This is a genomic window from Actinoplanes sp. NPDC048967 (assembly GCF_040649415.1).
In the GTDB taxonomy this organism is placed as follows: Bacteria; Actinomycetota; Actinomycetes; order Mycobacteriales; family Micromonosporaceae; genus Actinoplanes.
This window is the reverse complement of sequence record NZ_JBEZFL010000004.1, coordinates 750,453-771,721: the sequence shown is the minus strand read 5'-3', so window position 1 is coordinate 771,721 and position 21,269 is coordinate 750,453. Positions and strand designations below refer to the sequence as shown.

Sequence of the window (21,269 nt, the reverse complement as noted above, 5' to 3'; positions counted from 1 at the left end):
CTAGGCTCAGCGCAGGCGGCTGCCCAGAAGGCACTTCACAGTGCCCATCCGGCTCGGGGGTACGGACGATGACGCTGGTGATCCCGGACGTGCTCGAGGAGAGCTGCGCGACGCGGCAGGCGCTCGAACGCCTCGCGGCGAAATGGCGGGTGCTGCTGATCTACGCGCTGCTGGCCGGCCCGCAACGCCCGGCCGCACTGCGCCGCCGGCTGCCGGGGATCACCCAGAAAGTGCTCACCGAGACGCTGCGGGCGATGGCCGCGGACGGCCTGGTGGAGCGACGGGTCCTGAAGGAGGAACCGCCGCAGCACGTCGAGTACGCCCTCACGCCGCTGGGCCGCACGCTGGAGGAGCCGCTGGCCGCGATCTGCGGCTGGGCCGCGTCTCAGGCCTCGTTGAGCAGTCCGGCCAGCTTGGCGGCGTCCACGTCGGGACCGTAGGCCGGAGTGCCGGGCTGCTGCCGCCGCGACTCGTCGAGCCCGCCGATGTCAACGGCGTCGAAGCCGAGCTCGTCGACCAGGTTGAGCACGACAACCTTGGCCCGCTGGTCGTCGCCGGCCACCGGCAGCGCCCGCCGGCCCTCGGTGCCCGGCGGAGTGGGCCGGTCCAGCAACTGCTGGGCGACGATGTTGTTGAAGACCTTCACGACCGGGTGACCGAGCTGCTCACCGACCCACCGCGAGGAGACCATCCCGTCGTCGATCGGACGGATCTGCCCGTCCCGCTGCGGGTAGTAGTTGTTCGTGTCGATCACGACGACACCCGGCGCGGCGCTGTCGAGCAGCCCCGTGGGCAGCTCGGCGACGGCCCTGAGCGGCACCGCGACGATCACGACCTCGGCGTCCCGCGGGGCGTCGAGGACATCGACCGGCGTGGCGCCGGTCCGGGCGGCAACGTCATCGAGGGTCTGGGGCCCCCGCGAATTGGCGATGGCCACCTGATGGCCGTGCCGGACAAGAAGCTGCGCCAGATTCCCGCCGATGTGCCCGGCGCCGATGATCCCGATCTTCATACCGATCCTCCGTCTCTCCGAGCATGACAATGCCCGATGACGCCCCCGTCATCCCGGACGTGTCGCACGCCATGCCGGCACCGTCAGACCATGAGCTCCGGCTCCACCTGATGAATCTTGATCGGCATCCCGTCGGGCGTCTCGACATGCAACCGCACCCCGAGATCCCGATCGACGGCAACCTCGACAACATTGACACCCTGCGCCCGAAGCAGCTGCTCGAGCCGGTCGAGCGGCATCGTGGCGGTGAAGTTGAGCTCAACGGTGGACTCGCCGCGCGAAGGGTCCGGCGGGCGGGTGACCAGGCCGATCTGGGAGGTACCGACCTGCATGAGGACCCACTCGCCGTCCCGGTCGCCGTGGTTGATCTCGCCGCCGAGCTTCTCGTAGAAGGCGACGGCCGCGGGCATGTCGTCGACGTGGACCATCGGCTGGAGTTGCAGTCCGGGGAGCACGGGGCGGACCTTGGCGACGCCTACGGTGTCGGGCCGGCGGCCGGTGGGCGGGGCGAAGGACCGCTGGTTGCCGGCGGCGGGAAGCGGGTTGGGCCGGGCGGCCGCGGGCGACGAGTTCTGCGGCTCCGACCGGCGCGGATCAGGTTCGGGGGTATCGGTGGGGGTGTCGCCCATTTCGGGTTCGTGCGGGTGGGTGGGCGTGCTGCTGGTCACGGGCCGGGGTGGATCGGTGGGCGTGCCTGCTGGGGGGTAGGGATGGGCCGCCGGCCCGGCTGAGTTCTCCGGCGGCGGGGTGCGCCTGGGGCTCGGCATCGGGCGACCGGACGTCCGGACAAATCGGGGGCCGCTGTTTGCCGTCGGGTCACCTTCGACCGGTCCGGCCGCGGGCTCCGTTCCGGTCGGCCTGAGCGCGCTGGTCGGGCCGGCTGCTCCGGCCGTTCTCGCCGCCGCGGCCGCTCCTGCCTCGCGGGCGGCTGTCTCCGCGCCTGCCATTCCGGTCGGGCCGGTGGCTGCCTCCGCTCCCGTCATTCCGGCTGGGCCGGTGGCTGCCTCCGCTCCCGTCATTCCGGCTGGGCCGGTGGCTCCCTTCGCTCCCGTCATTCCGGCTGGGCCGGTGGCTGCCTCCGCTCCCGTCATTCCGGCTGGGCCGGTGGCTCCCGCCGCTCCGGCGGCTCCGGGCGCTCGTTGTTCGAGCATGCTCCCGCGCTGGTCGGTGGCCGGGTGCATGGCCTCGGCAGAAGGCCGGCCGTGCTCCGCGTAGCCGGCTGCGGGAACGTGCTGTTCACCCAGGGCGTCAGGCGCCGGATGCTGCATGAACGGGGCAGCGATCGGCCGCGGGTCGGACGGGTCGCCCGCGGGTGGCCGCCGGGGGCCGGGTGGCGTGGGGACGGTCGGTGGGCGGGCCGGGGTGGCCTGGTGGTCCCGGGGATTCGCCGGCTTCCTGCCGCCGGGCGGGACCGGTCGTTGCTTGGCCATGGCGGGCTCCTGTCGCGCGGGCTCTCGGCGCCGGCGAGGTACCGGCCGCCGAAAGGTTCAACGACCCGTCGCGCTCATCGATACATCTCCACCCCCGCGGCCGGCGCCGGACCGCGCCGCAGCCGGCGGATCACGAGCAGGCCGCCGATGCCCGGCACGGCTGCCAGGAGACGGGTACGCAGGTCCCCGGTCACCTGAACGGTCGCTCCGATCACGAACAGATAGGCGCAGCCGTGCACCGGCCCGAGCAGCGACGCCACGGGCGCCCAGTGCACGGTCGCGAGGTTGGTCAGCAGCAGGACCAGGCTGGCCAGCTCGACCAGGGCCGCGATCCGCAACAGTCGGTTGGCCATGGTCAGACCCCCGTCGTCGAGCCGGGCCGGACGATCATCAGCACGACGACCACCGCCCACAGCAGGTTGAAGATGCCGGTGACCATGCCGAGCCGGGCAGCGAGGCGCCGTCCGGTCGTTTCGCCGGCCGGCGGGGCCAGCCCCACCGCATCTCCCGGCGGCGAGGCCAGCGCGGAAAGAGCCGGGGAAAAAGGCGCGATGGCCACCGGAGAGGCGGGTGCGGTGGCCGATTGCGAGTCGGGTGCGGTGGCCGGTTGCGCGGCGGGGGCGGAGGCAGGTGCGGTGGCCGACTGCGCGGCGGATGCGGAGGTAGGAGCGGTGGCCGACTGCGAGGCGGGTGCGGAGGTAGGTGCGGTGCCAGATGGCGAGGCAGGTGCGGTGACCGGCGGGGAGGCCGGGAGCGACCGCAGCACGGCAGCCTGGCCGGGCAGGACGAAGAAGATCAACATCGCTGCCGCCGCCGCGGTCAGGATGATCGAGATGATCAGCCAGGCGTCCCCCAGCACTCCCAGACTGCTCGCCGTGGCCAGCCCGAACACCGGGACCAGCACGCCCAGCGTCGCGTACACCCGGCAGATCCGGTGCAGGTTGTGCAGGACCGCCACCCCGCGCGGGTCCGTCGGCGAGGCCCAGGCGCGCCGGGTCGCCGCGGGGAACATGCTGGCCGCCACGGTCACCGGCCCGATGGCGATGATCGCGACCAGGACGTGGATCGAGAGAAGCAGTTTTGTCACGGTCGATCACGCTATGCAGGCCACCGTACGGCCGACAGTGGCTGGAACGCCACATGCCAACGGATTCTCGCCACGACTGGGTTAGGCTCCGCGCCATGCACATCGTGGCCGTGCTCGCGCTCGACGGCGTCGTCGCCTTTGACCTGTCCACGCCTCTGGAGGTTTTCGCCCGCACCCGCCTCGCCGGGGGAGAGCCCGCCTACGACGTACGGGTCTGCGCCCCCAAGCCCGAGATCGACGCCGGGGCCTTCGTGTTGCGGGCGCCGTGGGGGCTGGAGGCGCTGGACACGGCTGACACGATCATCCTGCCGGGGCTCGTTGAGCTGGCTGCCGCCGTACCGGAAGAGGTTCTGGCTCGGCTGCGTGCGGCCTCGGCGCGCGGCGCCCGGCTCGCCTCCATCTGTGCCGGCGCTTTTGTCCTTGCCGCGACCGGGCTGCTCGACGGGCGGCGCGCGACCACCCACTGGCTGGCCGCCGCCCAGCTCGCCGAACGCTTTCCGGCGGTTGACGTCGACCCGGACGTGCTCTACGTCGACGAGGGTCAGCTCCTGACCTCGGCCGGGGCCGCCGCCGGGCTCGACCTCTGCCTGCACCTGATCCGGCGGGACCACGGCTCCGCGGTCGCTGCCGATGCGGCCCGGCTCTCCGTCATGCCGCTGGAACGCGACGGTGGCCAGGCGCAGTTCATCGTGCCGGAGCGGCCACCGGCGCCGCGGGGCTCCATCATGGAACCGCTGCTGCGCTGGCTCGACGAGAACGCCGGCCGGGAGCTGACCATGGCCGAGATCGCCGCGCACGCCGGCATGAGCACGCGCACGCTCAACCGCCGGTTCCGCGAGCAGACCGGGACGACGCCGTTGCAGTGGCTGCACCGGGCCCGGATCCGTCAGGCGCAGCACCTGCTGGAGACGACCGCCGAGGGCGTGGACCGGATCGGCGCCCGGGTCGGTTTCGGCTCACCCACCGCCTTCCGGGAACGCTTCAAGCGCATCGTCGGCACCAGCCCGCACGCCTACCGCCACGCCTTCCGTTCGGCCGTCTGAAAGCTCTCTCCTAGTCGTTGAGCTGGGCTCTTTCGATCTCGCCGAGCGCCAGCGTGATCACCTCCGCCAGCGGCCGCGGCCCCAGCAAGTGGGCGATCAGCAGCGCGGAGTGCCGGGCCAGCGCGTCGGCCTTCGGCGCGGGATCCTCGTCGTCGTGCACGCCCAGCGCGCCCGCCAGCAGGACCAGCATCACGTGCGGGTCCACCTCCGGCTGCCAGATCGCGGCCGCCCGGACGCTCTGCTCCAGGACGGCGCGGATGTCGTCGCCGTCCAGGCCGTCCGGGTGGGTCAGCTCCAGCAGCAGGCGCACCGTCGTGCCCAGGATCAGGCCCGTCTGGGCCTGATCCAGCGCGGCCAGCTCATTGACTGCCGAGGTCAGCGCCTCGGCGTCGTGATCCCGAGCGGCCACGACGGCGGCGTCGGTGGCCGCGGCGATCGGCCGTGCGGGTGCGGGCAGGTGCCGCCACTGGTTGGTCACACTCCGACGTTAGCGGTCGGGTCCGACAGAACCGGGCCGGGGAAGCGGTCGATGTTGTCGACCACCCAGCGGCGCAGCAGCGCCAGCGGCTCGCAGGCGTCCTGGCCCAGCGGGGTCAGCGAGTATTCGACGTGCAGCGGAACCGCGGGATACACCGTACGGTCGACCAGGCCGTGCTCCTCGAGCCGGCGCAGTGTGGCGGTGAGCACTTTAGGGCTCACGCCCTCCAGCTTCGCGCGGATGGCGCCGAAGCGGCGCGGACCGTCCTCCAGGGCGCCCAGGGCCAGGGCACTCCACTTGTTGGCCAGCAGATCCAGCATGTCCCGGCACGGGCACGCCGCCGCGTAGACGTCGTGCGGCTTGCCGCAGGAGGTGGTCGCCATCGGGCCATCGTAGTTCCCTTTGGGTACCAGTGACCGTTGACGGTAACCAGGACCACCGGCATAGCTTCGCGGGCATGGCTGAACTCATGCGCGCGGTGGGCTACCGCAAGAATCTCCCGATCTCCGACCCGGCGAGCCTGCTCGACCTGGAGCTGCCGGTGCCGGTCCCCGGCGAGCACGACCTGCTGGTCAGGGTCGAGGCTGTCTCGGTCAACCCCGTCGACGTCAAGGTCCGGGCGGGCAGCGACCCGGGCGGAGAGCCCAAGATCCTGGGGTACGACGCGAGCGGCGTCGTGGTCGCGGTGGGCAGCGCGGTCACGCTCTTCCGGCCGGGCGATGAGGTCTGGTACGCCGGTTCGATCGCCCGCCCCGGCACGGACGCCCAGTTCCACCTGGTCGACGAGCGGATCACCGGCCCCAAGCCCGCGTCGCTGGACTTCGCCGAGGCCGCCGCCCTGCCGCTGACCACCCTGACCGCCTGGGAGGCCCTCTTCGACCGGCTCCGCCTCACCGCCGGCAGCACGGGCACCCTGCTGGTCCTGGGCGCGGCCGGCGGCGTCGGCTCGATCCTGGTCCAGCTCGCCCGCCGGCTGACCGACCTGGAGGTCATCGGTACGGCGTCGCGCCCCGAGTCGCAGCAGTACGTCCTCGACCGTGGCGCGCACCGGGTGGTCAACCACCACGACGACCTCGCGGGCGCCCTGCCCGACGGCGTCGACTACGTCTTCTCCCCGCACTCCGCGGGCATGATCGACACGTTCGCCGAGATCGTGCGGCCCTTCGGCGCGGTGGTGGCCATCGACGAGCCGGCCGGGCTGGATCTGCGGCCGCTGAAGTCGAAGAGCATCGCCTGGCACTGGGAGCTGATGTTCACCCGGGCCCTGTTCGACCCGGAGAGCACCGCGCAGCACGACATCCTCCGGCAGGCCGCCGAACTGGTCGACAAGGGTGTGCTGCACACCACCCTGACCGAGCGGATCGACGGCATCACCGCCGAGCACCTGCGGCGGGCCCACGGGATCGTGGAACGCGGCTCGGCGATCGGCAAGACGGTCCTCGCCGGGTTCTGATTTTTGTCGGTGCCGGATGGCAGGGTGGTCGTCATGCAGACCTCGAAGATGCGGCAGGCGATGACGGCACGCGTCGAGCGTGGCGAGTTCCCCGGGATCGTCACGCTCGTCGCGCGCGGCGACGACGTCCGGGTCGAGACGATCGGCTCGACGGCGTTCGACGGTGGCGTGCCGATGCGCCGCGACACCGTGTTCCGGATCGCCTCGATGACCAAGCCGGTGCTCGCCGCGGCCACGATGATCCTGGTCGAGGACGACGTCATCGACCTCGAGGAGCCGATCCACAAGCTGCTGCCCGAGCTGGCCGGCCAGCGGGTGCTGGCCCGGATCGACGGGCCCCTGGAGGAGACCGTCCCGGCGCACCGCCCGGTCACGGTGGAGGACCTGCTGTCTTTCCGCAACGGCTTCGGCACCCTCATCGAGCCCACCTTCGACCCGCCGTTCCCGATCGTCCGGGCCGCGGCCGAGCTGGAGCTCGAGCTCGGCCCACCGACTCCGCGGACGCCGCACGACCCCGACGAGTGGATCCGGCGTTTCGCCACGCTCCCCCTGATGTATCAACCCGGCGAGCGCTGGCAGTACAACGTCGGCACCCTGATTCTCGGTGTGCTGCTCGCCCGGGCGGCCCGGCAGCCCCTCGGCGACCTGCTGCGCGAGCGCCTGTTCGAGCCGCTGGGCATGACCGGCACCGGCTTCTGGCTGCCGGCCGAGCGGGCCGCCGAGCTCCCGGCCCACTACCTGACCGATTCCGCGACCGACCAGCTCACCGAGCAGCTGACCAGCCCACCCGAGTTGTGGAGCAGCCCGCCGGTCTTCCCGTCCGGCTCCGGCGGTCTGGTGTCCACCGTGGACGAGTTTCTCTCGTTCGCCCGCATGCTGCGGCACCGCGGCGTGCACGGCGGCACCCGGCTGCTGTCCGAGCAGTCCGTCGAGCTCATGACCACCAACAGGTTGACGCCGGAGCAGATCGCCACCGGCGGCATGCTCCTGTCCGGCAGCGGCTGGGGCCTCGGCCTGGCCGTGATCGTGACGCCGCAGGCGCCGGCCACCAGCCCGGGGCAGTACGGCTGGTCCGGCGGCTACGGCACGACCTGGTTCAACGACCCGCACGAGGACCTGACCGCCATCGCGATGACCCAGGTCAGTGACTTCCTGTGGAGTGGCGCCCTCGACGAGTTCCGGCAGGCGGCATATTCGTGAGCGCCACCGGCCGACCGGCTCGGTAGGCTGACCTGCGGTGTTCCCACGGAAGGGGAGACGATGACCAGCCTCGACGCGGTCACTGCCTGGGTGCGTAACTACCGGCGGGCCTGGGAGTCCAACGATCCCGGGGACATCGGCGGGCTGTTCACCGACGACGCGGTGTATTTCACGGAGCCGTACGCCAAGCCGTGGCTCGGCCGCGACGAGATCGTGACGCAGTGGCTGCAGGCCCGCGACGAGCCCGGCACCACCACCTTCGAGTGGCATCCGCTCATCGTCACCGAGGACCTGGCGATCATCGAGGCCACCACGGTCTACCGGGAGCCCGCCCGGACCTACAGCAACATGTGGGTGCTGCGTCTGGACAATCAGGGTCAGGCCCGGCAGTTCACCGAGTGGTGGATGAAGCACCCAGCGGCGGAGTGAGGCTCAACCGCCGGTGGGTTTTCTCCTCATCTGCAAGATCTCCCCGTGATGAGCCGCTCACTTTCCGATTTGAGTGCTCTGGTCGCCGTCCCGGGTGAAGGTGAGCCCCCTTCACCGGCGCCGTACGGTGCGTATCCGCGTCATTGCAGGCAGACTGCCTCGGGTGGAGGTGCAGCAGAAGATTCTCGGTGGCCGCTACACGCTGCTGCATGAGCTCGGCCGGGGCGGCATGGCGGTCGTCTGGCGTGGCCGCGACGAGGTGCTCGGCCGCTCGGTGGCGGTCAAGGTGCTCGCCGGCCGGTACGCCGGGAACCCGCAGCTCCGGGCGCGGATCCGCGATGAGGCCCGGGCCGCCGCCACGCTGTCGCACCCCAACATCGCCCAGGTTTACGACTTCGGCGAGTGCGACGGACAAGACGTGCCGGTCCCGTACGTGGTGATGGAGCTGATCCACGGCAGCACGCTGCACCAGCGGATGAAGGCCGGGCCGATGCCGCCCGGGCAGATCTTCCGCATCTGCGGCCAGGTGGCGGCGGCGCTCGCCGCGGCCCACGCCGACGGTCTGGTGCACCGCGACATCAAGCCGGGCAACGTCATGGTGACCGAGGAGGGCGCCAAGGTCGTCGACTTCGGCCTGGCCGCGGCGGCCGGACCGGCCGATCCGGACGACGAGGTGTTCGGCACACCCGCCTACCTGGCGCCGGAACGGCTGACCGGCGGCCCGGTGGAGCCGGCCTCGGACGTGTACGCCCTGGGCGTGCTCATGTACAGGTTGCTGGCCGGCGAGTCGCCGTGGACCGTCGAGAGCACGACGCAGATGCTGACCGCGCACGTCTACGTCGAGCCGACGCCGCTGCCGCCGCTGCCGGCGGTTCCGTCGCAGGTCACCGAGCTGGTGAATCAGTGCCTGGGTAAGGAACCAGCGCGCCGGCCGAGCGCGGCGAAGGTGGCCACGGTCCTGGACCGGGCCGCTCTCCTGACGCCGCTGCCGTCGCCTTCGCCGCCTCCTGCTGCCCCCGGAACGCCTGTCGTCGGGCGGCCCCGCAAGCGGCTGATCCTCGGCGCTGTCGCCGCAGCCGCGGTGGTGGCCGGCCTGTTGTGGCTGGTCCTGCCCGGTGGCTCCGAGGGTGACACCGAGGTGGCGGCGTCCCCGTTGCCGTCGGTCTCCGGCCGGTACGGCAGCGGCGCTGCCCCCGGCGGACCCGCTACGACCGTGCCCAGGCCGGGAACGGTGGCAACGCCCGGCGGGCAGCCCCGCCCCACGCCGTCCGTGACGGTGTCGGCTGCCGTCGTCGTGCCACCGGCCGAGACCGACGAGCCGTCCGCGCCCGTGACGTCGTCGACTCCGGCGGCCGAACCGTCCACGGCGCAGCCGATCGCGAATGTCCGGACCTTCGAGTCCCGCGGCGGGACGATCGAGGCGCGTTGTGACTCCCGGGGCCGGGCGGAGCTGACCTCCTGGACGCCGGCGGATCCCTACGAGGTGCAGCGGGTCAACGAGGGGCCGGCGCTCACGGCGGTGATCGTCTTCCGGGACGGCAAGAGCCGGATCCGCATGACGGTGACCTGCGTGGCGGGCACACCCACCGTCGTCAGCCTCCCTTTGTAGGCGCAGCCACCGGAATGCGGCCGAGCCGGTGCCGCGACCGGAATGCGGGCGGAGCCGGCGCCGCGACCGGAATGCGGGCCGAGGCGGCGCCGCGACCGGAATGCGGGCCGAGTCGGTGCCGTGACCGGAATGCGGGCCGAGCCGGTGCCGCCGCCGGAATGCCGGGTCGGGCCAGGCGCGTGTCGCCGCTGCTATGCCAGTCGGGCGAGGGCCGCCGCCGACAAACTGCCCGGCTCGGCCTGGTAGGCGATGATCACCTGGTCTTCGGCGCCGGCCACCACCAAGGCCTGCCGCCGCAACGTGAGCGGGCCGACCACCGGATGGTGGAAATGCTTGGTCTCGTCCCGCGCCGGCCGTACGTCGTGCCGCGCCCACCATCGCCGGAAATCGGCATCCCGATCCAGCTCCGCGACCAGGGCCATCAGCTCCGGATCCCGGGGATCGGCGCCGGCCCGCAACGCCGCAACAGTCTGCGCCGCGATGACCTCCCACTCCGGGAAAAGCTTGCGCACACTCGGCTCCAGGAACATGTCCCGGGCGAGGTTGCGTCCCGCTGAATACATCGGCGACAGCGCCGCAGCCAGCCGGTTACCGGCCAGCACGTCCAGGTGCGGACCACGGACATATGCCGGAGTGCCGGCCCAGTCGTCGAGCAACCGCTGCACCGCCGGATCAAGCGGACGCCGCTGCCCACGAACGGGCGGCTGCGCCAGCGCGTGCAGGTGCGCAGTCGTGTCCGCGTCCAGGCGCAGGGCCCGGGCCAGCGCGTCCAGGACCTGCGGCGACGGGTGCCGGTCGCGGCCCTGTTCGAGCCGCATCAGGTAGTGGGTGCTCACTCCGGCGAGCCGCGCGAGCTCGTCACGCCGCAGCCCGGCGACGCGTCTGCGGCCGTACGGGATGAGCCCGACGTCCTGTGGCAGCAGCAGTGCCCGGCGGGCTTTGAGGAACTCCCCGAGCGGGTTGCCGTCCACCATCGCTGCAGGGTAGCCCGGCCACGGTACTGGCTACCGCCACCCGCCGGAGCGAGCGTGGAGCTCATGAAGACATGGTTCATCACCGGCGCGGCCCGCGGCCTCGGCAACGTCTGGGCGGCCGCGGCCCTCAGCCGCGGCGACCGCGTCGCCGCCACGGCCCGGCACCCTCAAGACCTCAAACCCCTGATCGACGCGTACGGCGACAGCGTCCTCCCGCTGGCCCTCGACGTCACCGACCGCCCAGCGGCGTTCGCGGCGGTCGAGCAGGCGGCCCGGCACTTCGGTCGCCTCGACGTCGCGGTCAACAACGCCGGCTACGGACTGTTCGGCATGGTGGAGGAGACCACCGAGGAGCAGGCCCGCGCGCAGCTGGAGACCAACCTGTTCGGGGCGTTGTGGGTGACCCAGGCAGTGTTGCCGATCATGCGGGCCCAGGCGGCCGGCCACATCCTGCAGGTGTCGAGCATCGGCGGCGTCGCGGCGTTCCCGACGCTGGGTCTCTACCACGCGTCGAAGTGGGCGCTGGAGGGACTGAGCGAGTCGCTGGCCCAGGAGGTCGCACCGCTGGGCGTCAAGGTCACGATCGTCGAGCCGGGCCCATACGGCACCGACTGGTCGGGCGCGTCGGCCGTGCACACCGAGCCGATCGCCGCGTACGAGCCGATCCGGGAGGCACGGCGGGCGGGGGCGGCCAACCGGGCGCCGAACGATCCCGCCTCGACCGCCGCGGCGATTCTGACCCTGGTCGACGCGCCGGAGCCGCCGCTGCGCCTGTTCCTGGGCTCGTTCCCGTACGCGGTGGCCGAGCGTGCGTACCGCGATCGGCTCGCCACCTGGGAGGCCTGGCGGGCGGTGGCGGAGACCGCCTGATCCCCGCGCTGTGCCGATCGGCCCGTCCGGCTCTGCCGGGCGGGCCGATGTCGTATGTGTTTCCGGGCGTTGACGAACCAGTGAAGCATCTGCAACATTGAATGCCCGCCCCGCAAGAACTCGACAGTAAGCCCGCAATTTTCGTGGTTCCTGTCGAAAAAGTCGCGTCATTCCCCCTGTTGCCCTCACGGACAAGGACGCCATGAAACCCATGCAGCTCAGGAGACGGCTGGTCAGCAGCCTGTTCGCGGCCGGTCTCGTCGCCGCCGCCGCGCTCGTCCCCACCCCGGCCCTCGCCGCCGGCGGCCCGAACCTCGCCGCCGGCAAGTCAGCCTCCGCCAGCGGCGCCAACGGCCCGTACGGCGCGGCCAACGTCAACGACGGCAACGCGCAGACCTACTGGGAGAGCCCGTCCAACGCGTTCCCGCAGTGGGTGCAGATCGACCTCGGCAGCGCCGTCGCCCTCGATCAGGCCGTCCTGAAGCTGCCGCCCGCGACCGCGTGGGGCGCCCGTACCCAGACGCTCAGCCTGCAGGGCAGCACCACCGGCAGCAGCTTCAGCGTGCTGTCCGGCTCGGCCGGACGGGTCTTCGACCCGGCCTCGGGCAACACCGTGACGATCAACTTTACCGCGGCGACCGTCCGGTACGTGCGGGTGGTCATCACCGGCAACACCGGCTGGCCCGCCGCGCAACTGTCCGAACTGGAGGTCTACGGCGTCGCCGGCACCGACCCGGATCCCGACCCCGATCCGGACCCGCCGACCGGGACGAACCTGGCCGGCGGCAAGCCGATCGAGGCGTCGTCGTCGATCTTCACCTTCGTCGCCGGTAACGCCAACGACACCAGCCCGACCAGTTACTGGGAGTCCAACGGTTTCCCGGCCACGCTGACCGTCAAGCTCGGTGCCGACGCCGACGTCACGGGCGTGGTGGTCAAGCTCAACCCCGACCCGGTCTGGGGTACGCGTACCCAGAGCATCCAGGTCCTCGGCCGCGCGCAGACCGCCACCGGGTTCACCTCCCTGAAGGCCCGGGCCGACTACACGTTCAACCCGGCGACGAACCAGAACGCGGTCACCATCCCGGTCACCGGCCGGGTCGCGGATGTGCAGCTGCAGATCTTCAGCAACACCGGCGCACCCGGCGGGCAGGTCGCCGACCTGCAGGTGCTCGGCACCGCGGCGCCGAACCCGGACCTGGTCGTCACCGCGGCGACCTGGACCCCGGCGGCGCCGAGCGAGGCTGCGCCGATCACCCTTTCCGCCACCGTGAAGAACCAGGGCACCGCGGCCGCCGCGGCGACCAAGGTGGACTTCAAGCTGGGCGGCACGGTCGTGGGCAGTGCGCCGGTGGGCGCGCTCGCGGCCGGCGCCTCGGCCACGGTCTCGGCGAACGTCGGGGCACAGCCGATGGGCAGCTACAGCGTCGCGGCGGTGGCCGACCCGGCCAACACGGTCGCCGAGCAGAACAACGACAACAACACCTTCACGGCGGCGACGCAGCTGGTGGTCGGCCAGGCCCCGGGCCCGGACCTGCAGGTCACCGGCATCACCTCCAACCCGGCGAGCCCGGCCGCCGGTGCCGCGGTCTCGTTCACCGTCGCGGTCAACAACCGAGGCACCTCCGCGGCCGGCGCGTCCAGCACCCGCCTGGTCATCGGCGGCACCACGCTGACCGGCGCGACCCCGGCGATCGCGGCCGGGGCAACGGCGAACGTGGCGATCAGCGGCACCTGGACCGCCACCAACGGCGGGGCCACCCTCACCGCCACGGCCGACGTGAGCAACGCCGTCGCGGAGACGAACGAGAACAACAACACGCTGGCCCGCTCGATCGTCGTCGGCCGCGGGGCCGCGGTGCCGTACACCGAGTACGAGGCGGAGGCGGCCCGCTACCAGGGCACGTTGCTGGAGACGGATCCGCTGCGCACGTTCGGGCACACCAACTTCGCCACCGAGTCCTCGGGCCGCAAGTCGGTGCGGCTCAGCGGCACCGGTCAGTTCGTCGAGTTCACGTCGACCAACCAGGCCAACTCCATCGTGGTGCGCAACAGCATCCCGGACGCGCCGGGCGGTGGCGGCCAGACCGCAACCCTGAGCCTGTACGCGAACGACACCTTCGTGCAGAAGCTGACGCTCTCGTCCCGCAACAGCTGGCTCTACGGCACCACCGACGACACCGAGTCGCTGTCGAACTCACCGTCGGCCGACGCGCGCCGGCTGTTCGACGAGTCGCACGCGCTGCTGGCCCAGTCCTACCCGGCCGGCACGAAGTTCAAGTTGCAGCGGGACTCCGGTGACAACGCCGCCTTCTACGTCGTCGACCTGATCGACCTGGAGCAGGTCGCTCCGGCCGCGAGCAAGCCGGCCGACTGCACCTCGATCACCACCTACGGCGCGGTGCCCGACGACGGCGTCGACGACTCCGCCGCGATCCAGCGGGCGGTGACCGACGACCAGAACGGGGTGATCAGCTGCGTGTGGATCCCGGCCGGGCAATGGCGCCAGGAGCAGAAGATCCTCTCGCCGGACCCGGCCCGCGGCCAGTACAACCAGCGCGGTATCCGCAACGCCGTGATCCGCGGCGCCGGCATGTGGCACTCGCAGCTCTACACGACCACCGAGCCGCAGAACGTCACCGGCAACATCAACCATCCGCACGAGGGCAATGTCGGCTTCGACATCGACGACAACACCCAGATCTCCGACCTGGCCATCTTCGGCATGACCACGAACCGGGCCAACCGCGGCCACGGCCTCAACGGCCGGTTCGGCAAGAACACGAAGATCACCAACGTGTGGATCGAGCACGTCAACGTCGGCGCCTGGGTCGGCCGCGATTACTCCGACACCCCGGCCTACTGGAACCCGGGCGACGGCCTGGAATTCTCCGGCATGCGGATTCGCAACACCTTCGCGGACGGGATCAACTTCTCCAACGGTACGCGTAACTCGAAGGTCTTCAACTCGTCCTTCCGTTACACCGGCGACGACTCGCTGGCGGTGTGGGCCAACCCGTACGTGAAGGACCAGGCGGTCGACATCGCTTCGAACAACCACTTCCTCAACAACACAGTGCAGCTGCCGTGGCGGGCCAACGGCATCGCCATCTACGGCGGCTCGAACAACTCGATCGAGAACAACCTGGTGTCCGACACGATGAACTACCCGGGCATCATGCTGGCCACCGACCACAGCCCGCTGCCGTTCGGCGGGACGACCCTGATCGCCAACAACGGCCTGTACCGCACCGGCGGCGCTTTCTGGAACGAGGACCAGGAGTTCGGGGCGATCACCCTCTTCCCGTCCACGAAGGACATCACCGGGGTGACGATCCGCGACACGGACATCGTCGACTCGACCTACGACGGCATCCAGTTCAAGAACGGCGGCGGCAACATGCCGAACGTCGCCATCACCAACGTCCGCATCGACAAGTCCAATAACGGCGCGGGCATCCTGGCGATGAGCGGCGCCCGCGGCAACGCGACCCTGTCCAACGTGACCATCACGAACTCGGCCGACGGCAACGTCGTGATTCAGCCGGGCTCGCAGTTCACTATCGCCGGCAGCTAGCCCGTTCTGCCACAGGTGGCCCCCGGCCGTTCCGGCCGGGGGCCCTTCTCAAGCCCGATAGCCCTCGAACAGAGGACCGCCGGCCTTCGCGAGCACCTCCGCAGCGAATGCAGCCGGTTCATCCCGGGCGGCCAGCCACCGGTCGGCGAAGTCCGGGTCGAGGGCCCGCAGCTCGCGCAGCAACCACTTGCCACTGCTGAGCCACCGCCCGGCGAACGCCAGGGCCACGCGGGCCGACTCGGTCCAGACCGCGGCGGCGATCACCGCACGTTCGCCGACGTCCACGGCGTGCTTGTGGTCATCGAGCAGGTCGGTCAGGCCGTACCGCAGGCGGTCGCCCTCGGCCGCGGTCAGCGGAGGCGGCCCGTCGGCCAGGACCCGCGCGCACCGCCCCGCCAGATCTCCTGGATCACCGCGCAGCGGTACGCCCAGCGCGATCATCCGATGTGTGCTCGGCTTCCGCTGGGCCAGCTCCCTCTCGAGGGTGCCGGCCAGCCGGTCCGGCGTGTGCACGAACAACTCCACCGGCCACCCGCGGAAGTAGAGACTCTCGCGAAAGCCGGGCTCCTCCCGCAGCACCACGATGTCCAGGTCGGAGCCGGCCGTCCGGTCGGGACCGAGCACGCTGCCGGTGAGCATCGCCCAGGTGGCGTTCGGGAACCGCTCGGCCACCAGATCCCGGGCATCGGTCAACGCGTCCATGCCGCCCCCTAAGGCTCCCGGCGCGGTGTGATCAGGTAGGTCAACCGTTGGCGAAGCCGGGGGAGTGCGCCGGTCGCGTCGAGCAGCGTGAGCCCACCGACGGCCAGCGCCAGCCCCATCGTGGCCAGCAGCGGCACCGTGATGAGTTCCCGCCCGTCACCGGTGAGGCCGATCAAGGTGCCGACCGCGGTGAGCGACACCCCGGCCAGGGCAAGCAGTACCCCGACGAACGGGCTGTGGCGTTCCGGCAACCACAGGACGACCTCCACGCCGGCCAGGCAGAGCGCGGAGAACAGGGCCAGAACGGTGGCTGCCACATGCTCCCCGGTCGTCAGCGCGAGGACGCAGAGCACCACGATGACGCCGTTGAGGCTGATGAGCAGGCCGGATCCCGGCCCCTCGGCGACGAACCGGCGAAGGCGTCGCAGGCCGGCCATGGTCAGCCCGGCCGGGCGGACCACCCGTTCGGGACGGCTCAGCACGGCCAGCCCGGCCAGCGAGATCATGACGCCGAAGGAGACGAAGACGGCCACGAGCAGACCGGGAGCGGTCGGTGCCGGGGCTAGGAAAACCAGGCTGACGCCGTACGTGAAGACGCTGATCCCGATCAGTGACGCGAGCACGGTACCTCGCTGCGGGGTGAGCAGGACGAGCAGAACGATCAGCAGGATCAGCGTCCCGACGACCGGCCGGGACCAGGACGCCGGCAGCAGCAGGGCCGCCACGATCCCGGCCGTGATGACCCGCAGCAGCATCCTCGGCAGACCCCGCACCAGCGGCGCCGTGGCGTCCAGCCGGCTGAGCCCGTACAGGATCGCGACCAGCAAGAGCGCCCCGGCCACGACCACATAGGGCACGACGTCGGCGAGCTGGTTGAGCGCCACCCCGCACACGGCGGGACCCAGCCACCGCACCAGCGTCCGCTGCCACCGGGGGACCGCCGGCGTCAGCGGCGTGTCTTCGGCCATGAGGACAGTCTGTGGCCTACCCGCTACCCCGTCAGCCCCGGCGGGGCCGGAGCCCGTCGCAGGCGATCTCGATCATGCGCTGCTGGGCGGCGCCGTCGTCGTCACGGGCGATGCAGCCGGCGATGAGGGCCTTGATGTCCGCGGTGTCGACGTCGGCGCGGACCGTTCCGGCCTGCTGTGCCCGGCTGAGCAGGCCGGTCATGGCCGCGCCGAAGTCGCTGATGGCTGTCGACGCCGCGGCCTGGAGATCGAAGCCAGCACCGGTGAGGGCGTCACCGACGGCGTGATCGGCTGCGCTCTGCCGTACCAGGAACGCGAAGAAGGTGAAGAACGCGGTCGCCGGAGCCTCCCGGGCGGCGATGTCCTCCGCGCTGCGGACGAGGTGTTCGATCCGGTGCAGCGCAACCGCCCGGAAGAGCGCCTCCTTGGTGGGGAAGTGCCGGGTGACGGTGCCAGTGCTCACGCCGGCTCGGCGGGCGATCTCGCGGATCGGCACCGCGGCGCCGTGCGCTGCGAAGGCGGCGAAGGCCTCTTCCAGGACCCGCGCCTGATTGCGCCGGCCGTCGGCACGCTGGGGCCGGGCCGCCTTCGCGCCCGCGTCGGTGCTCATCGTTGCGATGGTAAGCCGCTTGCTCAGCCTCGGAGCGGGTCGGAGGCGCTGATCTCGTACCGGACGAGCTCCACGCTGCGCACGTCCGGCATCGGCGGCGCGGTCCGCGCGACGCCGGCCAGGTGGGCGTTGAGGTGGGCCTCCGATTCCCATCGCTCGTAGATGGTGACCCGATCGGGCTCGACCGGGTCGGCCGCGACCACGTAGTCCAGGCATCCGGCGGCGGCCCGGTTCCGACGGAGAGCCGGGGTGAGGCTCTCCAGGAGTGCATCGCGGTGGTCGGGGTCGACGTAGCCGGCTCCGGCGACGATCAGCATGACTGGCTCCCAAGGGTTGACGTCCGATGCGGCCATCGGCACTGTAACAACTAAGCGGGACAGGCGTCCCGGATAAGTTCGTCATCCCCATGTGAGGAGCATCAATTGCGGTTGGCCATCTTCGGCGGGACCGGCCGCGCGGGCCGCGTCGTCGTCGGGCAAGCCCTGCGGGACGGCCACGAGGTCAGCGCGCTCACCCGCGATCCGTCCCGGATCGGCCCGCACGCGCAGCTCCGCGTGGTCGGCGGCGACGTGCGTGATCTCGCGGCGGTGACCCTGACACTCAAGGGTGCCGACGCGATCATCAGCACCCTGGGCCGGCGACGGCGAGGCCCCGACGTGTGCACCGAAGGCATCCGTACGGTGCTGGCCGCCGCAGCCGGCAACGGCCTCCGTCGGCTGATCATCTTGAGCAACTACGGCGTCGCCGAAAGCCGCGACCGCAGCGCCTACGTCACCGCGTCATGGCTGCTCGAACGGGCGGTGCTCCGGGACAAGGAACAGATGGAAGCTCTCGTCCGGGACAGCGACACCCAGTGGACCGTGATCCGCGCACCGGTCCTCACGAACGGGCCTCGCACGGGCACCTACCACGTCGGCACCAACCTCCGGCTTTCCTTCACCGCCAAGGTGTCCCGCGCCGACCTCGCGGAGTTCATGCTCACCGAGCTTCACGACAACGCCTACCCGCGCCGAGCCGTGGCCATCACCTCGTGAACGGTCGCGCTCGACGAGATCAGGGTGACGCAGCGACAACGGTATGCTCCCTCGTCTGACAGCCATGGGGAGACCGATGAGCCCTTACCCGCCAGCAGCGAAACGCGAGTACCTGAAACGGCTGGGCGGGAGCTGGCGCGACCTGGCCGACGAGGTCGGCATGCCGCGCCACGAGTACGCCGGGGCCACGGACGGGGACGGGCCCCGCGTCGTCTGGGATTGGTTGGCGGACCGCAAACGGCTGGCCGGCCTGCCCGAGGCGCTTCGGGTCATCGGCCGAGGGGATCTGGTCGCAGAACTCGAGGCTTTGGCTGTCACCCCTCGGCCGTCAGGACCACAGGTCGGACCGGTCGAGCAACCGGCGGCCAAAGGGTCGGTCCGTCGCGGATGGCGGCCTGGATGGGCGTTGGCAGCGATGGCCGGGCTTGTGGCGCTCGTGGCTTGCGGGGCGATCGGTTGGGTGGTGTGGAACAGCCGGGACGCTGGAGACAAGAAGTCCTCCGGAGTGGACTCGACCCAGACCCTGCCCAGCGGGAGTGTCGTGGCGGAGGTCGACGTTCGTCCGCCGGACGGCGAGCAGTGTTGCGGGCCGGACCTCGCGGTCGAGTTCCAAACGACGGGGACCGCTCCGCGCGGCCGTACGCTGTGGCTCTGTGTGAGCCTCACACCCCCGTCGTCGTCGATCACCTACTACTTCCCACAGCAGTCGGTGTCGTCGCGACCCGGACCAGTCCTGCGGACTGTCGTACACGTCGACCGAGCCGCGGTGGGGTCCGTCGTCCGGGTCTTCGTCGCCAGTGTCGACCAACCGGGCTCGGCGACGCTGCAGGCGATGTTGGCACTCGACGATGGTGCGGGCGACTGGAGCGACAGGGCGGCGCTACCGCCAGGATCGCTGGTGGTGTCGGCGGGTGCGGACGTTCGGATGACCCATGCGTGAGGGCGTCAACCGTGCTGGGTGCTCGGCAACACCGGAGCCTCTCCGCCAGGCCGGCATCGTCGCCGCGCGACCCGGCAACAACCGGAGATACAAGAAGGGCCACCGACCGGCTCTCGCCTGGTCAGTGGCCTTGTTGTCAATGCTAAGCCTGGGGTGCCCCCGGCAGGATTCGAACCTGCGCTTTCGCCTCCGGAGGGCGACGCTCTATCCCCTGAGCTACGGGGGCTCAGCGGAACTGAGCCTAGCAGGCGCCGCGGATCCCTCGCCAATCGGTTCCGCGGCGCGCCGCCGGTCAGGTCGCCTGGATCTTCTTCAGCATCGAGTCGATCAGGTTGATCTCGCCCTGCTGGTTGCGGACCTGGGACTCCGCCAGCCAGGTGACGTCGGCGTTGTCCGACTCCTCGAGGATCTCCTGGGCCATGTGGATGCCGCCCAGGTGGTGCTGGCGCATGAGGGTCAGGTACTGCACGTCCAGGGCTTTGCCGGTCGCCTTGCGCAGGTCGGCCAGCTGGGCCGGGGTGGCCATGCCCGGCATCAGGCCGTTCTGCACCGAGCCCGCCGAGTCCTTCATCCAGGTCATCGGGGGTGTCGACGCCGTCGGGCTCAGGTGCCAGTCGCGCAGCCAGGCCTGCATGTAGCCGATCTGGCCGTGCTGGGTCAGGGCGATGTCCGCGCTCAGGGAGATGACTTCCGGGTCGGTCGAGCCGGCGTGGGCGATCATCGACATCTCCACCGCCTGGGCGTGGTGGGTGCTCATGTCGCGCAGGAAGCCGGCCTCGACCGAGTCGTCGCCGGGGGTGGTCAGGCGCGGGCCGAGCAGGCCGATGGCCAGCCCGACGAGCAGGCCGAAGACCAGTACGGCGGCGAGCCACGCCGCCCCGAACCGGTGGCGGCCGGCCGGAGTGGTGTCGTTCGCGTCGGCTTCGGCCGGGGCGGTCGACTCGGTCGAGACTGTCATCAGTTGCCCGCGGGAGGAGCTGCGGCCTGCAGCGGGCCGGTCGAGGTGTTGCCGCTCGAGCAGGCGGCGTTCGGCTCCAGTGACGCGTTCAGGCGCAGCGCCTGGATGAACTGGTCGATGCGCTTGTCGTCGGCGTTGTCGACCTTGAGCTGGTAGCCCCACGCCTGCAGGGAGATGTTCTTGTCCAGGTTCGCGATCGGGCTCATGAGCATGTAGTCCCGGCCCTGGACCTTCTCCTGGAGCTTGGCGACCTGGTCGGCGGCGAGACCCTGCTTGTACGTCACCCAGACGGCGCCGTGCTCGAGGCTGTGCACGGCGTGCTCGTTGGCGATCGGCTGGGCGTACACGTCGCCCATGCAGTTCTGCCACCGGGCGTTGTGCGCGCCACCCACCGGCGGGTTCGTCACGTACGTGAGCGGGCCCTCCTTGTGGTCCTGCGCGTTGATCGCCGGGTTGTTCTGAGCGCGGTAGTTGACCACGCCCTCGATCCCGGCCGCCTTGTCCTGCCAGGACTCGGTGCCCTTGATCGAGGCGAACACGCCGTACCCGATGATGCCGACCGCGATCAGCACGACCACACCGGCCACCGCGATCGGGCCCCAGTTGCGGCTGCCCTTGACCGTCACCGGCGCGGTGGGCTTGCGGCCCTTGCCGCCCTTGCCCTGCGGGCGGGCGCCCGGGCGGGTTCCGGACCTGGCCCCGGCGGACTTGGCCCCGGCGGACTTCGCGGGCGGCTTGCCCTGGCCCGACGTCTTGTCGACCTTCACGGTGGACGGGACCCGCTCGGGTCCCGGGGTGCTCATGCTCATCGTTCCTCGTCAATCCGATGGAAAGGTCGGGCCGGGCCCGCGAGCAGGCCCCGGTACGCCGCCGGGCGGCAAAGTCTACCCGGATA

The 21,269-nt window shown here is 71.1% G+C and carries 22 protein-coding genes, 1 tRNA gene and 1 pseudogene; 10 read left to right on the top strand and 14 right to left on the bottom strand.

The genetic code is table 11. The features are described 5' to 3' along the window. The first annotated feature begins 68 nt into the window (after nucleotides 1-68). On the top strand, nucleotides 69-440 hold the full coding sequence (locus AB0C12_RS21265) for a helix-turn-helix domain-containing protein (RefSeq protein WP_360550360.1): 372 nt from the start codon (nucleotides 69-71) through the stop codon (nucleotides 438-440). Here AB0C12_RS21265 and AB0C12_RS21260 read toward each other — a convergent pair. From AB0C12_RS21260 to AB0C12_RS21245, 4 genes and pseudogenes are all read right to left on the bottom strand, one after another. Further along, nucleotides 386-1,042: an NAD(P)-binding domain-containing protein gene (locus AB0C12_RS21260; RefSeq protein WP_360550358.1), complete on the bottom strand. Its 657-nt coding sequence runs from the start codon at nucleotides 1,040-1,042 to the stop codon at nucleotides 386-388. The genes AB0C12_RS21265 and AB0C12_RS21260 overlap by 55 nt on opposite strands. A gap of 53 nt (nucleotides 1,043-1,095) precedes the next feature. Next, nucleotides 1,096-1,641: a VOC family protein gene (locus tag AB0C12_RS21255; RefSeq protein WP_360550356.1), complete on the bottom strand. Its 546-nt coding sequence runs from the start codon at nucleotides 1,639-1,641 to the stop codon at nucleotides 1,096-1,098. Between the two features lie 875 nt (nucleotides 1,642-2,516). Then, on the bottom strand, nucleotides 2,517-2,795 hold the full coding sequence (locus AB0C12_RS21250; RefSeq protein WP_360550355.1) for a DUF3817 domain-containing protein: 279 nt from the start codon (nucleotides 2,793-2,795) through the stop codon (nucleotides 2,517-2,519). Nucleotides 2,796-3,214: 419 nt separating this feature from the next. Further along, nucleotides 3,215-3,529 (bottom strand): annotated as a pseudogene (locus tag AB0C12_RS21245) (hypothetical protein); the annotation flags it as partial. Nucleotides 3,530-3,624: 95 nt separating this feature from the next. On the opposite strand from AB0C12_RS21245, the gene AB0C12_RS21240 reads away from it, so the two are divergent. Next, nucleotides 3,625-4,572: a helix-turn-helix domain-containing protein gene (locus AB0C12_RS21240; protein ID WP_360550354.1), complete on the top strand. Its 948-nt coding sequence runs from the start codon at nucleotides 3,625-3,627 to the stop codon at nucleotides 4,570-4,572. A 10-nt stretch (nucleotides 4,573-4,582) separates the two neighbouring features. On the opposite strand, the gene AB0C12_RS21235 is transcribed toward AB0C12_RS21240, so the two are convergent. Together AB0C12_RS21235 and AB0C12_RS21230 are read right to left on the bottom strand one after the other, a co-directional pair. Beyond that, the gene (locus AB0C12_RS21235) at nucleotides 4,583-5,050 is read right to left on the bottom strand and encodes a hypothetical protein (protein ID WP_360550352.1); all 468 of its coding nucleotides are present in this window, start codon (nucleotides 5,048-5,050) and stop codon (nucleotides 4,583-4,585) included. Beyond that, nucleotides 5,047-5,433 carry a helix-turn-helix domain-containing protein gene (locus AB0C12_RS21230; RefSeq protein WP_360550350.1) on the bottom strand — a complete coding sequence of 129 codons (387 nt, stop codon included), beginning with the start codon at nucleotides 5,431-5,433 and terminating at the stop codon, nucleotides 5,047-5,049. The genes AB0C12_RS21235 and AB0C12_RS21230 overlap by 4 nt, the downstream gene beginning before the upstream one ends. A gap of 74 nt (nucleotides 5,434-5,507) precedes the next feature. Here AB0C12_RS21230 and AB0C12_RS21225 point away from each other — a divergent pair, with 74 nt between their 5' ends. From AB0C12_RS21225 to AB0C12_RS21210, 4 genes are all read left to right on the top strand, one after another. Further along, entirely contained in the window at nucleotides 5,508-6,503 is a 996-nt protein-coding gene (locus AB0C12_RS21225) for a zinc-binding alcohol dehydrogenase family protein (RefSeq protein ID WP_360550348.1), read from the top strand. 33 nt (nucleotides 6,504-6,536) lie between these two features. Beyond that, nucleotides 6,537-7,703, top strand: a complete 1,167-nt coding sequence (locus AB0C12_RS21220) for a serine hydrolase domain-containing protein (RefSeq protein ID WP_360550347.1) — start codon at nucleotides 6,537-6,539, stop codon at nucleotides 7,701-7,703. Nucleotides 7,704-7,763: 60 nt separating this feature from the next. Continuing rightward, on the top strand, nucleotides 7,764-8,132 hold the full coding sequence (locus AB0C12_RS21215; protein ID WP_360550345.1) for a nuclear transport factor 2 family protein: 369 nt from the start codon (nucleotides 7,764-7,766) through the stop codon (nucleotides 8,130-8,132). 163 nt (nucleotides 8,133-8,295) lie between these two features. Further along, nucleotides 8,296-9,741, top strand: a complete 1,446-nt coding sequence (locus tag AB0C12_RS21210; RefSeq protein ID WP_360550343.1) for a protein kinase — start codon at nucleotides 8,296-8,298, stop codon at nucleotides 9,739-9,741. 191 nt (nucleotides 9,742-9,932) lie between these two features. Here the strand turns inward: AB0C12_RS21210 and AB0C12_RS21205 are convergent, their stop codons facing one another. After that, a complete protein-coding gene (locus tag AB0C12_RS21205) occupies nucleotides 9,933-10,715 on the bottom strand; it encodes a helix-turn-helix transcriptional regulator (RefSeq protein WP_360550341.1) in 783 nt (260 codons plus the stop codon). A 63-nt stretch (nucleotides 10,716-10,778) separates the two neighbouring features. Between AB0C12_RS21205 and AB0C12_RS21200 the strand changes: the two genes are divergently transcribed. Both AB0C12_RS21200 and AB0C12_RS21195 read left to right on the top strand, forming a co-directional pair. After that, entirely contained in the window at nucleotides 10,779-11,585 is an 807-nt protein-coding gene (locus AB0C12_RS21200) for an SDR family NAD(P)-dependent oxidoreductase (RefSeq protein WP_360550339.1), read from the top strand. A 211-nt stretch (nucleotides 11,586-11,796) separates the two neighbouring features. Beyond that, nucleotides 11,797-15,162 (top strand): CARDB domain-containing protein, encoded by a 3,366-nt coding sequence (locus AB0C12_RS21195; protein ID WP_360550337.1) that lies wholly within the window; start codon nucleotides 11,797-11,799, stop codon nucleotides 15,160-15,162. Nucleotides 15,163-15,210: 48 nt separating this feature from the next. On the opposite strand, the gene AB0C12_RS21190 is transcribed toward AB0C12_RS21195, so the two are convergent. From AB0C12_RS21190 to AB0C12_RS21175, 4 genes are read right to left on the bottom strand one after another with little or no spacing between them, the layout of a single operon-like run. Next, nucleotides 15,211-15,864, bottom strand: coding sequence for a nucleotidyltransferase domain-containing protein (locus AB0C12_RS21190; RefSeq protein ID WP_360550335.1), 654 nt, complete (start codon nucleotides 15,862-15,864; stop codon nucleotides 15,211-15,213). 8 nt (nucleotides 15,865-15,872) lie between these two features. Next, entirely contained in the window at nucleotides 15,873-16,832 is a 960-nt protein-coding gene (locus AB0C12_RS21185) for a hypothetical protein (protein ID WP_360550333.1), read from the bottom strand. A 31-nt stretch (nucleotides 16,833-16,863) separates the two neighbouring features. Beyond that, nucleotides 16,864-17,442, bottom strand: coding sequence for a helix-turn-helix domain-containing protein (locus tag AB0C12_RS21180; protein WP_360550331.1), 579 nt, complete (start codon nucleotides 17,440-17,442; stop codon nucleotides 16,864-16,866). 23 nt (nucleotides 17,443-17,465) lie between these two features. Next, on the bottom strand, nucleotides 17,466-17,759 hold the full coding sequence (locus AB0C12_RS21175; RefSeq protein ID WP_360550329.1) for an antibiotic biosynthesis monooxygenase: 294 nt from the start codon (nucleotides 17,757-17,759) through the stop codon (nucleotides 17,466-17,468). A gap of 105 nt (nucleotides 17,760-17,864) precedes the next feature. On the opposite strand from AB0C12_RS21175, the gene AB0C12_RS21170 reads away from it, so the two are divergent. Together AB0C12_RS21170 and AB0C12_RS21165 are read left to right on the top strand one after the other, a co-directional pair. Then, nucleotides 17,865-18,476 (top strand): NAD(P)H-binding protein, encoded by a 612-nt coding sequence (locus tag AB0C12_RS21170; RefSeq protein WP_360550327.1) that lies wholly within the window; start codon nucleotides 17,865-17,867, stop codon nucleotides 18,474-18,476. 76 nt (nucleotides 18,477-18,552) lie between these two features. Next, complete coding sequence (locus tag AB0C12_RS21165; RefSeq protein ID WP_360550325.1) at nucleotides 18,553-19,416, top strand: hypothetical protein; 864 nt, start codon at nucleotides 18,553-18,555, stop codon at nucleotides 19,414-19,416. A 154-nt stretch (nucleotides 19,417-19,570) separates the two neighbouring features. Here the strand turns inward: AB0C12_RS21165 and AB0C12_RS21160 are convergent. The 3 genes from AB0C12_RS21160 to AB0C12_RS21150 form a co-directional block, all read right to left on the bottom strand. Then, nucleotides 19,571-19,642, bottom strand: a tRNA-Arg gene (locus AB0C12_RS21160). 66 nt (nucleotides 19,643-19,708) lie between these two features. Beyond that, nucleotides 19,709-20,374, bottom strand: coding sequence for a DUF305 domain-containing protein (locus AB0C12_RS21155; RefSeq protein WP_360550323.1), 666 nt, complete (start codon nucleotides 20,372-20,374; stop codon nucleotides 19,709-19,711). Then, nucleotides 20,374-21,183 carry a DUF3105 domain-containing protein gene (locus tag AB0C12_RS21150; protein ID WP_360550321.1) on the bottom strand — a complete coding sequence of 270 codons (810 nt, stop codon included), beginning with the start codon at nucleotides 21,181-21,183 and terminating at the stop codon, nucleotides 20,374-20,376. Before AB0C12_RS21150 ends, AB0C12_RS21155 begins: the two co-directional genes overlap by 1 nt. Nucleotides 21,184-21,269: the final 86 nt, after the last annotated feature.

What these genes read in the sequence shown, in the direction of transcription:
- AB0C12_RS21190 (WP_360550335.1), bottom strand. Translation starts at nt 15,864, where the DNA reads ATGGACGCGTTGACCGATGCCCGGGATCTGGTGGCCGAGCGGTTCCCG.
- AB0C12_RS21215 (WP_360550345.1), top strand. Translation starts at nt 7,764, where the DNA reads ATGACCAGCCTCGACGCGGTCACTGCCTGGGTGCGTAACTACCGGCGG.
- AB0C12_RS21165 (WP_360550325.1), top strand. Translation starts at nt 18,553, where the DNA reads ATGAGCCCTTACCCGCCAGCAGCGAAACGCGAGTACCTGAAACGGCTG.
- AB0C12_RS21195 (WP_360550337.1), top strand. Translation starts at nt 11,797, where the DNA reads ATGCAGCTCAGGAGACGGCTGGTCAGCAGCCTGTTCGCGGCCGGTCTC.
- AB0C12_RS21150 (WP_360550321.1), bottom strand. Translation starts at nt 21,183, where the DNA reads ATGAGCATGAGCACCCCGGGACCCGAGCGGGTCCCGTCCACCGTGAAG.
- AB0C12_RS21230 (WP_360550350.1), bottom strand. Translation starts at nt 5,433, where the DNA reads ATGGCGACCACCTCCTGCGGCAAGCCGCACGACGTCTACGCGGCGGCG.
- AB0C12_RS21180 (WP_360550331.1), bottom strand. Translation starts at nt 17,442, where the DNA reads ATGAGCACCGACGCGGGCGCGAAGGCGGCCCGGCCCCAGCGTGCCGAC.
- AB0C12_RS21155 (WP_360550323.1), bottom strand. Translation starts at nt 20,374, where the DNA reads ATGACAGTCTCGACCGAGTCGACCGCCCCGGCCGAAGCCGACGCGAAC.
- AB0C12_RS21250 (WP_360550355.1), bottom strand. Translation starts at nt 2,795, where the DNA reads ATGGCCAACCGACTGTTGCGGATCGCGGCCCTGGTCGAGCTGGCCAGC.
- AB0C12_RS21200 (WP_360550339.1), top strand. Translation starts at nt 10,779, where the DNA reads ATGAAGACATGGTTCATCACCGGCGCGGCCCGCGGCCTCGGCAACGTC.
- AB0C12_RS21205 (WP_360550341.1), bottom strand. Translation starts at nt 10,715, where the DNA reads ATGGTGGACGGCAACCCGCTCGGGGAGTTCCTCAAAGCCCGCCGGGCA.
- AB0C12_RS21255 (WP_360550356.1), bottom strand. Translation starts at nt 1,641, where the DNA reads ATGGGCGACACCCCCACCGATACCCCCGAACCTGATCCGCGCCGGTCG.
- AB0C12_RS21185 (WP_360550333.1), bottom strand. Translation starts at nt 16,832, where the DNA reads ATGGCCGAAGACACGCCGCTGACGCCGGCGGTCCCCCGGTGGCAGCGG.
- AB0C12_RS21225 (WP_360550348.1), top strand. Translation starts at nt 5,508, where the DNA reads ATGGCTGAACTCATGCGCGCGGTGGGCTACCGCAAGAATCTCCCGATC.
- AB0C12_RS21265 (WP_360550360.1), top strand. Translation starts at nt 69, where the DNA reads ATGACGCTGGTGATCCCGGACGTGCTCGAGGAGAGCTGCGCGACGCGG.
- AB0C12_RS21220 (WP_360550347.1), top strand. Translation starts at nt 6,537, where the DNA reads ATGCAGACCTCGAAGATGCGGCAGGCGATGACGGCACGCGTCGAGCGT.
- AB0C12_RS21240 (WP_360550354.1), top strand. Translation starts at nt 3,625, where the DNA reads ATGCACATCGTGGCCGTGCTCGCGCTCGACGGCGTCGTCGCCTTTGAC.
- AB0C12_RS21175 (WP_360550329.1), bottom strand. Translation starts at nt 17,759, where the DNA reads ATGCTGATCGTCGCCGGAGCCGGCTACGTCGACCCCGACCACCGCGAT.